Source organism: Bacillus sp. SG-1, assembly GCF_000181495.1.
Lineage (GTDB): Bacteria > Bacillota > Bacilli > Bacillales > Bacillaceae_B > Rossellomorea.
Genome location: NZ_ABCF01000020.1, coordinates 1 through 12,884, shown reverse-complemented (window position 1 = coordinate 12,884; position 12,884 = coordinate 1). Strand labels below are relative to the sequence as shown.

Genomic DNA, 12,884 nt, shown 5'->3' with positions numbered 1-12,884 from the left:
GCCTAATTGTCAAATTATATTGAGGCATAATACTTGCTGTCATTAACCATTACTATTTACGGAGGGGTACTCATGGCTAGAGGTCAATTTGATGAAAGTTTACAGGATTTACAGTCAAAATTAATGGAACTTGGCAGACTTGCCAATAAGGCACTTGATGCGAGTGTAAAAGCACTTGAAGAGCAGGATATTGAAAAAGCTTTGGAAATCATTGAAGATGATACGCACGCAGATTTGCTGGAAGAAGAAATTAATGATATCGCCATTTTGCTAATTGCTAAACAGCAGCCGGTTGCTACCGATCTGCGCAGAATCATTGTTACGATTAAAGTAGCTTCTGATATTGAAAGGATCGCTGACTTTGGTGTGAATATTGCAAAGTCGACAATCAGAATCGGGAAGGAACCATTAATTAAGCCAATCCAGAATATTAAAAAGATGTACCAGCTGACTTCTAATATGATTAACCTTACGCTGGAATCTTTTGTAGAAGAAGATGTTGTTAAAGCTAAGAAGATTGCTGATCTTGACGATGAAATTGATGATCTGTATGGTGAAACAATCAGAGAATTGCTTACGCTGAATAAGCAGAAGCCTGAATTCACGGACCAGATCACCCAGTTATCCTTTGTCTGCCGCTACCTTGAGCGCTCTGCAGACCATGCGACGAACGTGGCAGAAGGAGTCTTCTATCTGGTTAAAGGAAGACGTTTTGATTTGAATTCATAACCATATTAAAAGGCAGCCTCCCGGGCTGCCTTTTAGTTTGTTAAAAGTTTTGATATCTCTTCAAGCGTCATATCAGAATGAAGGTCATATTCCCCAATCTGAATTTTATCGGCCAAACCGCCATTGACCAGGTAACTGTTCAAATCACTGGCATTTCGAATGATACCGCTGCTCTCCAACTCGTCCGCAATTTCCATGGGAGTCATACCTGGTGAAACGGTCAGTGTCATTTCGGTCCTCTTTGCATCTTTATTAATCTGTTTCTCTTTATCTTCCTTCTCATTATTCGCTTGCGTCAGTGTGTCTACTTGCTTCTGCATGGCAGTTATTTCTTCATTTTGTTCCTTTGCTTCTTCCTTTGTAAGGATGACATATCCTTGATCTTCCAAGAGCTTTTTAGGGTCTGCTTTATCATCTATAAAGTAAGAAAAGATAAGCAGAATTATGGCAGAAAGAAATATTCCGGCTGCAAGAGCCCTCGTGCTTTGTTTGTTCATGAAAACTCCTTTCAGACGCTTTTATCCCTGATGATATCTTGAACATCGGTTATTGGCAATGCTGATTGCCTGGCGATCTGCTCTAAGTTCATTCCTTGAGCGTGCAGTGCCAAAACCTGATTTTTTACAATTTCATGTACTTTCTTTTTGGGACGTGCCGCCGGAGGTGCCTGAAAGATCGGACCTTCATCCATTAACAGCTCTTCCTCGAGGATCTTAACCCTTTTCTTTAACGTATAATTTTCCTGAAGAAAATTCATTGAAAGCTCTTCTACCTCTTTTTCCAGGTTTTTATAGCGATCTCTCTGAAAAAAAGAGAGGATAAAAAGCAATGCAGAGAGTGAGAGCAGGCTGATGATAACAGTTGTCATAAATTCACCTCATATGTGTTTGCTACCTATTATTTATAGCATAGATTGAATCATTTCTCTAGATTTGCATGATGATTAATCATGAATATGAACAGTTGTGAGTGAACAGAAGGATACTGTGGTTCCCCCTAGTCATAACAGGAGTGGAAATCTCAATTTCCCAGCGTGGTTCCACGTGGATTGGCCACGTAAAGCAAGCAGGCCGTTGGCTTAGTTAGTTGTTGATGTTGTTATCCCAATTTTATATGAGAATTATTATTTAGTATTGATTCTACTTCTTTTATATTAAACGGGTTCTCTTTACTCGATCAGCCCTTAGTTATAAATTAGTTATAAAAGCAAGGTTTGAACGGTTGTAGTGGAAGGTGTGCGATCTCCTGCGGGATTAGCGGGACGTCTAGTTCCAGCGCGAAGCCCCTCGGGGTCAAATGTTCCTAAGAGAATAAAAGGAAGATCGCCTTTTTTTCTCTTAGGAACATTTGCCTGTCCGCGCTAATCATGGCGCTTCCACTTTTTATGAAGCTTAGGAGGCTCACCGCCCGTCCCGCGGAGTCGCGCACCTGGAACAGAAATCACTGTTCATAATTTAAAATAACAACATCATTCTTTAGTAAAGGTTTTGAAATTAATAGAAGAAACTTGTCGTTTTCCGTTGTTGAACTGGTGGGAAGTTCAATAAATCAATAGAAAATGAATTTTTTTTGTGCTTTTTTCATTGTCTTAATGCATACCAGCAAAATGCGACAAAATGCGTTTATTGTAGGTTTTTGCCCTTGGTGATACGATTAAATGGACGAATAAATATTGTAACTAATGCATATAAACCAAAAATTTATCTCAGAGGTGAACCTGATGCTCCAGCAAATTATTGAATACCGTAACCAAGGCTTATCTTTTAGAAAAATCGCTAAAGAAATGAACACAACAGTCGGGAAGGTACAATATCAATGGGTGAAGTATCAAAAAACGCTCGAAGAAACCAAATCTGTTGTTGCTGTAGCCTCAGAGAAGATAGAAAAGAAGCCTAAGCTTAAGCCTAAGAGGCAGGGAAAGTATAAAGGCAGGGTTTCTTTAAACATAGAAAAGTTAAAGCCATTAAAAGCAGAATTAACAGTAATGTTCTCTGAACCAACCAGGGTATTGTGCTACTGGAATATTCCAGGTTCGATTATTAAACAGGTAAGAGATTTTCATAGGCTTAAAGAAGACCAATTTTACTATTGCCTTAGAGTATTTGATATCACCTCAATTTCCTTTAATGGTCATAATCATCATAGTCATACAGACATCATCATCCACCATGAATCCTCTCATTGGTTTATAAACAGCCTTAAACCAAACCGATCATATTGTGTTGAGTATGGGATAGTTGATGAAAGTGGCCAGTTTACAGGAATCACCAGGTCCAGTGTCTTTCATACACCGCGGACCGGCCATGACCAGGAATATCACCAATTACAGCCGCTCCATGAATTTGAAGCAGGGATAACAAAGAAACCTCAGTGGGTGGAGCATGTAAGTACATACTCATATTATTTGAAAAATTAGGAGGACGTCATGGAAAATATATCCGTTTTGAAATTATCTAATACAGTTTCTCGGTTCCCTTCGGATATAAAGCGAAGTACAAAGTTCGTTTATGAATTAATGAATGAGTGTCTGTTGATTGTGAAAAGGGTGCAAGAAGGTAATCCCGGCATTGCTTACGTAGTAAACCCATTGGTTATCGATTGGCTGTCAACTGAAGAAGCGAAAGAAATTATAGAACAATTTTTCATGACTTCCATGCAGGAAAATAGACATAAGGAAAATGGGAATATCGAAGAGTTGTATTCAATCTGGATGAACATCCAACGTGATGTACCTTCAGCACTTAACACCCTTCAAGAACAAAGCAGGTTGACAGTCATTCCTTCTGCAGTGACGAACTTCCCGGTCACTCACCTTCTCACGGGCTGGGGCATAGAGATGATTCTTCAACACTCAGTGCAGCTTCACAATAAACATTTTGAAAAGCGGCTCAGAGGTTTTTGGCTTCCCAAGTGTGCCTACACTCCAGGTATCGATTTGTTCTTAACGGAATTGGGTATTGAATATTCGTTTATTTCCAGGTCAACATTTGAGTATAGCGAGAGGGATGATATGAATTCTTCAATCCTCCGTACACCTAGGGGGCTTCGTCTTATCCCTGTAGATTTGGATATGAACGATAAACCTATTGTCATTCGGGCAGATGCTTTTGAAAACATGAATCAATTCACTGACGTATTACAAGAAGCAGGCTTTAGGGTAAATCATTTTGAGGAGAATTCCTTTTTGACTAAACACGGAGCACTCACAAGAGCAGGCTTTGGTTTCATGGGGATGGAACAGGGTGTGAGAGTTATTTCCGATGAGGCTCTGGTGAATATGCGGGAAATGCACAATATGGAACGAACCCTTAGAGATATAAGCTCCTCTGCATCATATCCTCCAAAGGTTGTACAACAGCTGGTAAGAGAGTGGATTTCCAGCCTTCATCATCTGGAAACCAAAAATGAATTGGACTCCTCGTGTTTACAGGCTTTCAAGGAGCTGTCACAACAGAAAACAGGGTTGGAAAACAGCCGGTTGTTGGAGTATAGAGAGAGTCTTGAGCATCTTCCGGTAGTGCTGGGAGAAACTGGAACTAGAGAGAAAATATCTGTTTCATCAAAAGAACAGACTGTGCTTCTCCTTTCCTGGGAATATCCACCTAATATTGTGGGCGGGCTTTCCAGGCACGTACATGACCTGTCCAAGTCCCTGGTTAAAAAAGGCTGCAAGGTGATCGTGCTTACTGCCTCTACTGATAGTGTGCCGGAATATGAAGTAGATGAAGGGGTCCATGTATACCGGACCGGGCCTCTTCACCCGATGGAAGAAGATTTTCTGAACTGGGTTTTCCAGCTTAACCTCTCATTTGTCGAGAAAGCGAGCGAGATTTTTGGGAAAGAACAAATCGATCTCATTCATGCTCATGACTGGATAGTCGGCAAATCGGCAGGGATGTTAAAGGATCATTACGGTGTACCTTTGGTGACGACAATACATGCCACCGAAGCTGGCAGAAACCAAGGAATTTTCAATAACCTGCAGCAACGAATTCACGAAGAAGAAAAGAAGCTGGTTGCCGCTTCGAATCAAGTGATCATCTGCAGTGACCATATGAAAGAAGAGCTTTTACAACTGGAGCCGAGGGACAATCTGGCGGTTTCAGTCATCCCAAATGGGGTCAACCTACAAAATGTGTTCCCGGACAATCATTATCCGCTAAAGGAATCTTTTAGTGATAAAAAATATTACTTTTCTATAGGAAGAATTGTTCATGAAAAAGGGTTTGAAACGATTATTGAGACAGCAGACCTGATCAGCAAAGAGAAAAACATTCATTTTGTCATTGCCGGTAAAGGCCCGCTGTTGGAACAGTACCGCCTTCTAGTTAAAGAGAGAGGGTTGGAAGAGTTCGTTCACTTCTTGGGATATGTAAGTGACCCAGAACGGAACGCTCTCCTTTTTCAGAGTGAAGCGGTTATTTTTCCAAGCATCTATGAGCCATTCGGCATTGTTGCCCTAGAAGCAATGGCAGCCAGGAAAGCTGTAATAGCATCCAAAACAGGCGGCCTGAAATCATTAGTGAACCATGGATATGCAGGGCTGCTTTTTGATCCCGGCAATCCGGAAAGCCTCATATCTTGCATCCTGGATCTTGAGGAAACGGATGGTATGAAGAAGGAAATGGGGGAAAACGGGTACAAATTGGCTGAGATGATGTTCAGCTGGGAACGTATATCAAAACAGACTATTGAAGTTTACGAAGAGTCGACCCTTAACTATAAAGTGGAAGGTTCCAGGTTATGAAAGGGGTCATCCTGGCAGGCGGTAAAGGGACGCGCTTAAAGCCGTATACCCTTACAGTACCAAAGCCAATGGTAACGATCATGAATAAGCCCATCCTCGAGTACAATATTGCTTTGCTAAAGGCAAATGGAATCACCTCTATCATGATTACAACCTGTTATAAAGCTGATAAAATTTCAGAGTACTTTGGTGACGGCAGTGAATTCGGAGTGGATATCACATATTTTCATGAGGATTTCCCGCTCGGTACAGCTGGAGGAGTTTTTGAGTCCAGCCATTATCTCAATGAGCCTTTTGTCGTTATAAGTGGCGATGCTTTCACTACCCTTTCTTTACGGGACGCTATCGAGTTTCACCAGCTAAAGGGATCTCCGTTAACAATTGTAGGGAAAGAGATGGAGGATCCACGTGGTTATGGGGTTTGCAAAACAGATTCGGAAGGAAGGTTAATCGAATTTGCAGAAAAACCTGAATCAGGGGAAATCAACAGCAAATTAGTCAATACAGGAATCTATGTCATTCAGCCTGAATTGCTGAGAAAGTATCCATTCGAGGGCAACATAGATTTCAGTAGAGATGTATTTCCCCGGATGATAAGGGAACAGGACAATATCTATGTATTTGAAACCGAAGATTACTGGCGGGATATTGGGAATCCTGAACAATATAAGCTTGCGAGGGAAGATTACTTAAACGGAAAAATGAAAGAGAAGGCAGGAGCGGATTCAATCGAAGAGGTTGGTTCCATTAAAGATGGTTTTGAAAGCACCCTTAAATACCTGATCAGGATGATGGTTGCATGTCCTGACCACCAAAAACAGCAGATTATCAGTAAACTGGTGGAAGAACAAAAAGAAGCACCGGTCTTAAATCTTGATGGGATCCTGATTTCCCATAGTGTTGGCGGGTGGACCAGAATCATCGATAAGCCAAGCAATGGATTTATCATCTACTCAAAAGCAGAGCGCAGAAACCTTGCCAAGGAGTTCGCCGGATATTATTTCAATAAAATAAAACAATGGCAAAGGGTGTAGAGATGGAGATGAAAACCAATTTATCACATGCCCAACCGTATAGCAGTCCTGTCACGAGTTTTAATTATGAAATTTTTGCGTGGTCCGGAGATCATAACAGAATTGAATCGAAGCAGCTTTCGAACTTCTCGAATTGGAAGGATTTCAATTTTGTGGTTAACGAGGAAGTCCTTCCGGAGGGCAGTATCCTCAGTTTTTCAGTAGAAAACAAAAAGAGGCACCATCGCAGGGTGAAACTTTTCTTCCTTCTGGATTGGAGAAATGATGGAAATGATCGAATCAGCTTCATCTCACCAGATAACCATCCTGTCTATCATTATTCTTCAACTAAGTATTCGTTGGTGGATTACCAGGTGAATAACAGCAACGGTATGATCAGAAGGTCCGTTTATCCGCTTTCCGATAAGGGAATTTACCATTGGAAAGAAACATTAAGGACCGGGTCAATTCCTTACCAGCCTCTGTTGAAAGAAGCTGCACTGACAGTTGTTTGTTTTGACCTGATATTCACTCCCCAGCAGAAGATTCAGGGCCATGTTATAGGGATTGAAGCACAATCCAAAGAAGATTTACGAAATTTACACAAACACTTTAAAAACAGACTAGCATTTCATCTGAAAAAGTGATATTATAGAAAAGTCGTATGAACAGATGAAGATAGCTAAGTTTGGAGGGAAATAAACAATGCGTGTAAACATTACTTTAGCTTGCACTGATTGCGGTGAGCGTAACTATATTTCTACAAAAAACAAACGTAACAACCCAGACCGTTTAGAGCTAAAAAAATATTGCCCTAGAGAAAAACGCACTACAGTGCATCGTGAAACAAAGTAAGCAGCCGGGATTTTTCCTGCTGCTTTTTTTGTGCTTTAAAATAACAAAATGAGGAGCTGCCTATATGGACAAGAAAGAATTGCGAAAGAAACAGAAGGCTCTGCTGTCTGCCCTTGAGCGTCATGTCTATGAACATAAATCTTATCTTATAGCCAGCCGTTTGTATGAGACGGAAGAATGGAAAAGATCTGAAACGATTGCCGTTACCGTTTCGAACTTTCCTGAAGTAGATACATGGCAGATCATCCGCAAAGGCTGGGAAGAAGGAAAACGAATGCTGGTCCCGAAGTGTGTGCCGATGGACAAAGAGCTTAATTTTTATTATTTGGACTCATTTGCCGGACTGGAAAAGGTATTCTATGGCTTGTTTGAGCCGGCACCAGAGAAAAACATCCTCGCAGATCCAGCTGATATCGATTTGGTTATCGTTCCGGGACTGGCGTTCATGAATTCAGGATACAGACTGGGCTTTGGTGGAGGCTACTATGACCGGTTTCTGGTAAATTACCAAGGAAGCACTCTTTCCTTGGCATTTCAGGAACAGTTAGTAGAAGAAGTGCCTGTCCAGGAATTTGATATTCCGGTTGATAAAATAGTCAGTGAGGGAGTTGTAATGAAGTGTGAGTGATCCTGTTTTGCTTTTTTCGTTAATTGTTTTGGTAAGCATAGCAGGATGGAAGACGAAAAATTTAAGTGTCAGCGGAAGTGTAGCTGCTGTAATGACCGGAACAGCGGTCGCATGGGCTTTCGGATGGCCGGGGCTGCTGGTACTGGGAGTCTTTTTTGCCTCATCCAGTTTCTGGTCCAAATTCAAAAGCAGCGAAAAATCAGCAATAGAGCAAAAGCTGGCAAAGACTTCAATGAGGGACTGGCAGCAAGTATTCGCCAATGGCGGAAGTGCTATGGTTTTTGCCCTATTGTACAGTTCAACACAAGACATTAGTTACTTGCTGGGAGCGTTCGCCTCACTTGCTGCATCCAATGCAGATACCTGGGCATCGGAAATAGGACCTTTAAGCAAAGTCAGTCCTGTTTCGATTAAGACATGGAGAAGGGTCGAGAGCGGCACATCCGGAGCTGTTTCACTGCTTGGAACCTTTGCCAGCTTTGCAGGTGCTATAGTAATCGCCTTTATTTCAGTTGGAGTGTTTAAGGATATAGGCTGGATGGGTGGAGTGATCATTGCCGTCACAGGATTTTCTGGGAGTCTCATCGATACTCTGCTTGGTGCTACGCTGCAAGTGCAATATAAATGTCCCCGCTGCGGGCTGGTAACAGAGGCACCGGTTCACTGCCGAGCGAAGTGCCAAAAAATAAAAGGGACATATGTCGTGAACAATGAATTTGTTAATTTTGCCGCCAGTCTGCTGGCTGGTTTAGCAGCGGCCGTTTTTGTGCAGATAATTGCATGAGTTTTTTCGGTTGAAAAGTGTCCTCTTTAACGCCGTTTGAGAAAAGAACTAACAATCATCATCTTGATAAATACGCTAATGCAAACGAATATCTTTTTTTATATTCATATTGGTCAGATTGCAACAACGGGGTGATCCTTAGATTGAATGAAACGTCCTCTGCAGCTTCCACCCTCTCAAAGTATCATGTCTGTAGTGGAAACAAACTACATAATTAAGAATGAAAAGTGCGAACTAAATGTGATAAAACCCAAGAATAAAATTTCAGGAAGGTACACAACATAGAACGAGGAGGCTGATTACTATGAACGGAATTATTAAATGGCTCATCATCGCCAGCTTTGTTTCTGTGTTTTACCAGTACCGCTATAAACTTTTAAATGTGATTCTTGGGAATTTTACAATCCGGAGACTGGTGGTCAGGGCGACTATGAGCTTGCCATGGCTGCGTTCGAAGTTCCTGAATTCAGCATTTCGCTAACAGGCAATAAGAAAGATGTTCAACATAAATAGGGGTTCTGTCCTCAGGCAGCTAGTAGTCTGTGAAACAATGGGCCATCTATTTTCGGAGAACATCTTTTTTGTTTTGTTAAAAAAGGCTTTCAAAAATCATATGCCTTTACTTTTAATCCGGTTGGTGATTTAGTAGAAGAAAGTCAAAATTATCAAAAAAGGCAGAGGAGAATTTTTGAATACCAATCTTAACTATTTATTCTGGAGAATCGCACACTATTTAATAGTAGAAAAAGGGTTTCGCATCATAAATATGTCTCAAGACCAACAACAGCTTTGGCTTGAAAATCCATCTAATAAGCAGGCACCTGTTATCAGGCTTCTGCGTCAGGACCTTGATTGGGGCAGCAAGATGAAACGGGACGTTCATTTAACAGCTGTTAATGGAGAAAAAATCCGAAGAGCCCTAAAGAAAAACAAATTATTTCTTAGAAATTACTATATAACTGCTTATCCGCCAGTTGATGATTATGAAACGTTGGTTTCTGAAACAGTTACGCTTCCAAAGGCGTCTAAGACAACTGTGCAGTCATCCATTATCACGTGGAATGATTATGAAAACGAGGCAAGGGAAGTATCAGATCTTTTTAATGATGAGAAGAACTGGGAAGTGAAAGAAGATACAGAAGAGATTGAAGTTCATGCTTTAAAAGAAAGTGTCTTATCTTATGCAGCTAATAAGGCAAACGAAGAAAAGTCACTTTTCACAAGAGGAAAACCGTTTTTTACCTATATATTCATTGCTCTGCAGCTGCTGGTATTTTTCGTTATGGAGATGGCTGGAGGAACACAGGATACAGAGAACTTAATCAGATTTGGGGCGAAATATAACCCGTTAATAGTCGATGGCGAGTGGTGGAGATTCTTTACCCCGATTGTGATCCATATCGGTTTCCTTCATATGTTGATGAATACCTTTGCACTATACTTTTTAGGTCCTGCAGTTGAAAGGATATTCGGCAGCGCAAGATTTTTATTTATTTATCTCTTTGCAGGTTTCAGTGGCACCCTGGCCAGTTTTGTTTTTAACGATTCATTATCTGCGGGAGCCAGCGGAGCAATTTTCGGTTGTTTTGGAGCACTGCTGTACTTTGGCACTGCGCATCCGAAGATTTTCTTTCGTACGATGGGCACTAATATCCTGGTTGTCATCGGAATCAACCTTGCATTCGGGTTCACGATTCCGGGGATTGACAATGCCGGGCATATCGGAGGACTGGCAGGCGGGGCCCTCTCAGCAGCTATCGTTCATTTACCCAGGGCCAAAAGAATGGTCATGCAGCTTGCAGCACTGTTACTGGCCGTGGTTATCATACCAGCACTGTTATTTTATGGGTATCAAAATGGACCTGTATTTTCGGACCCTTCAATCAACAACGCTGAAGCACAGCAGCTGCTCAATGATGGAGACACGGAAGGTGCCTCATCCATTCTTAAGGAAATGATTGAAGAGGACAAGGGAAACGCCCATACTTACTTCTTATATTCAATCGTTAAGATTAAGAATGAGCAATATGCCGAAGCGGAAACGCTTCTTCACGAGGCATTGGACCTTGATGAGGATTTTCCCGAGGCGCACTATAATTTAGCGGTTCTCCTTGTTGAGAGAGGAGAAGAAGGCCAAGCGAAGGAACATGCTGAAAAAGCTTACAGGCTTCAAAAAGATAATAAACAATTCGAAGACCTGTATGATGAACTGGAAGGTTACTGAACAGGGAATTTTTGCTGAAGCAATGCCGGCTCGCCCTCTTTTGTCGTCAGGAGGACGAGCAAGTTCCCGGTTTTTGGCCCGATTAAGATAAGAGGCATAGAACTGTCTGTCGGGTCCACGATTTTTCCGGAATTTGTTTTAATGCCAAGGAAATAGTTTTTATAAAGCCCTTCCCATAAATTCCCCACAATTCTATTCCATTGTTCAGCTTGCAGACCTTCCGGAGGCGAGCTGCTGTATTCAGGAAGATCAATCAAAGGTATTTGCAGATAACCTTCACTGTCAATATTAAATTCCTTCATTGCTCTCTCCCAGTTGTACTGGAGCTGCTGGCTTGTCACTCTGTCCAAGATCGATTTCCACTCTGCTTCTGCAGAAGTATCCGGCTTTCTAAATGAACTTAGGGGACTGAAATTCGAATCTATGACATACAATTCATCTTCTGACATGCTTTGTGCGCTTGTATAATTTTCATCATCCTCATGAATTTCCGAATAATGAAAAGAAATTGCCTGCAGAAGACTGCTCTCCTTTCCCTCGGCAGTTTCCTCTTCGACTATTCTGTCTGTATTTTGCTCCCATTCACTCATCCTGGCCTTTAATCTTCCATTAAAATAAAGAAATCCTATATCCTGTCTTAAATATGCGTCTTGATCAAGCACGGAAGATATCTTCCAATTCACTTCATAAAAGTCATTTACCTTTTTATCATTGAGGGTTAATAGTGTATTTGCTGATTTGTATTGTGCTGTCTCATTCAAAGGAAAGAAAATGATGCTCTCCCTCGCAGGAGGATTCCCCCACATGAATAGCCACCATGTAAGAAAGAGGCCTGCCGAACCTAAGAGTATATGTATTAATAACTTCCCCTTCATCTACTTCACCCACTTAATCAGGTTTGTCCCTTTTAGTGCCATTCTATGAGACAGGCAAAAATATTATGTTCATAATGTATGAATTTAGCAGCCAGTGTCTAGGATGGTAAATATGTTTAAGTTAGTTGGAAAAACCGTCAATGGTTCAGTCTGAAAGGAAGCGGCATGACACTGTTGGCGAGTTTTGTTACAGAATGAGGTGAACTACTTGTGTTAGATAAGAAAAAGCCGGTTTCTGCTTCAATTAAGGAAAATACGGATTACCTTAAAGATATGCTGGCTGTGGACAAAAGTTTCGACGTCATACAACTGGATCTGTTCTATGCCGGAAGAAATATGGCGATGTATCTTGTTGACGGTTTTGTCAAAGATGATATTATGCATTTCTTGATGAAGCTGCTGGCAGACTTGGATGAGGAACAGCTCGATGGGGATACATTGCAAAAACTGATGAAAACCTATATTCCTTATGTAGAAGTGGAAGAAACAGATGATTTGAACAATGTGGTAGACATGGTGTTGGCTGGTCCAACAGCACTCGTTGTGGATGGGATAGATAAAGTTATCTTGATTGATGCAAGGACCTATCCAGTCAGGGGACCTCAAGAGCCGGACATGGAAAGGGTTGTACGGGGCTCCCGGGATGGTTTTGTGGAAACCCTTGTGTTCAACACGGCCTTAACCCGCCGAAGAATCAGAGACCGCTCATTACGGATGGAATATTTACAGATTGGCAGAAGGTCCAAAACAGACATCGTTGTCTGTTATTTAGAAGATATAGCTGACCCGGAATTAGTGGAACGAATTAAAGAAGATTTATCAAAAGTGGATACCGACGGCCTTCCAATGGGGGAAAAGACCCTTGAAGAGTTTATTTCGGGGAGGCATTGGAATCCATACCCGATGGTCAGGTATACAGAGAGGCCTGATACTGCAGCAGCCCATTTATACGAGGGCCATGTCTGTATAATTGTTGATGGGTCACCAAGTGTGTTGATTACCCCAACGACATTTTGGCACCACTTACAG

General features: G+C 41.6%; 14 protein-coding genes. 11 read left to right on the top strand and 3 right to left on the bottom strand.

The window, feature by feature from the left end:
• The first annotated feature begins 72 nt into the window (after positions 1–72).
• Positions 73–729 (top strand): phosphate signaling complex protein PhoU, encoded by a 657-nt coding sequence (phoU, locus tag BSG1_RS10605; RefSeq protein WP_006837014.1) that lies wholly within the window; start codon positions 73–75, stop codon positions 727–729.
• A gap of 32 nt (positions 730–761) precedes the next feature.
• On the opposite strand, the gene BSG1_RS10600 is transcribed toward phoU, so the two are convergent.
• Together BSG1_RS10600 and BSG1_RS10595 are read right to left on the bottom strand one after the other, a co-directional pair.
• The gene (locus BSG1_RS10600) at positions 762–1,226 is read right to left on the bottom strand and encodes a hypothetical protein (protein WP_006837013.1); all 465 of its coding nucleotides are present in this window, start codon (positions 1,224–1,226) and stop codon (positions 762–764) included.
• An 11-nt stretch (positions 1,227–1,237) separates the two neighbouring features.
• Positions 1,238–1,597 (bottom strand): hypothetical protein, encoded by a 360-nt coding sequence (locus tag BSG1_RS10595; RefSeq protein ID WP_006837012.1) that lies wholly within the window; start codon positions 1,595–1,597, stop codon positions 1,238–1,240.
• Between the two features lie 852 nt (positions 1,598–2,449).
• On the opposite strand from BSG1_RS10595, the gene BSG1_RS10590 reads away from it, so the two are divergent.
• From BSG1_RS10590 to BSG1_RS10560, 9 genes are all read left to right on the top strand, one after another.
• Positions 2,450–3,145: a DUF4912 domain-containing protein gene (locus tag BSG1_RS10590; protein ID WP_044022737.1), complete on the top strand. Its 696-nt coding sequence runs from the start codon at positions 2,450–2,452 to the stop codon at positions 3,143–3,145.
• A gap of 9 nt (positions 3,146–3,154) precedes the next feature.
• Positions 3,155–5,476, top strand: coding sequence for a glycosyltransferase family 4 protein (locus tag BSG1_RS19840; RefSeq protein WP_006837010.1), 2,322 nt, complete (start codon positions 3,155–3,157; stop codon positions 5,474–5,476).
• Positions 5,473–6,510: a nucleotidyltransferase family protein gene (locus tag BSG1_RS10580; RefSeq protein ID WP_006837009.1), complete on the top strand. Its 1,038-nt coding sequence runs from the start codon at positions 5,473–5,475 to the stop codon at positions 6,508–6,510. Before BSG1_RS19840 ends, BSG1_RS10580 begins: the two co-directional genes overlap by 4 nt.
• Positions 6,511–6,518: 8 nt before the next feature.
• A complete protein-coding gene (locus tag BSG1_RS10575; RefSeq protein WP_156791464.1) occupies positions 6,519–7,136 on the top strand; it encodes a hypothetical protein in 618 nt (205 codons plus the stop codon).
• A 58-nt stretch (positions 7,137–7,194) separates the two neighbouring features.
• On the top strand, positions 7,195–7,344 hold the full coding sequence (rpmG, locus tag BSG1_RS20330) for a 50S ribosomal protein L33 (RefSeq protein ID WP_006837007.1): 150 nt from the start codon (positions 7,195–7,197) through the stop codon (positions 7,342–7,344).
• 64 nt (positions 7,345–7,408) lie between these two features.
• Positions 7,409–7,972 (top strand): 5-formyltetrahydrofolate cyclo-ligase, encoded by a 564-nt coding sequence (locus BSG1_RS10570; protein ID WP_006837006.1) that lies wholly within the window; start codon positions 7,409–7,411, stop codon positions 7,970–7,972.
• Positions 7,965–8,756, top strand: a complete 792-nt coding sequence (locus BSG1_RS10565; protein WP_006837005.1) for a DUF92 domain-containing protein — start codon at positions 7,965–7,967, stop codon at positions 8,754–8,756. The genes BSG1_RS10570 and BSG1_RS10565 overlap by 8 nt, the downstream gene beginning before the upstream one ends.
• A gap of 304 nt (positions 8,757–9,060) precedes the next feature.
• Positions 9,061–9,237, top strand: a complete 177-nt coding sequence (locus BSG1_RS20845; RefSeq protein WP_006837004.1) for a hypothetical protein — start codon at positions 9,061–9,063, stop codon at positions 9,235–9,237.
• A 207-nt stretch (positions 9,238–9,444) separates the two neighbouring features.
• Entirely contained in the window at positions 9,445–10,980 is a 1,536-nt protein-coding gene (locus BSG1_RS10560) for a rhomboid family intramembrane serine protease (RefSeq protein ID WP_044022736.1), read from the top strand.
• Here the strand turns inward: BSG1_RS10560 and BSG1_RS10555 are convergent.
• Positions 10,974–11,786, bottom strand: a complete 813-nt coding sequence (locus tag BSG1_RS10555; RefSeq protein ID WP_006837002.1) for a hypothetical protein — start codon at positions 11,784–11,786, stop codon at positions 10,974–10,976. The genes BSG1_RS10560 and BSG1_RS10555 overlap by 7 nt on opposite strands.
• A gap of 342 nt (positions 11,787–12,128) precedes the next feature.
• Between BSG1_RS10555 and BSG1_RS10550 the strand changes: the two genes are divergently transcribed.
• On the top strand, positions 12,129–12,884 hold a 756-nt coding region (locus tag BSG1_RS10550; RefSeq protein WP_198008227.1), incomplete at its 3' end, for a spore germination protein.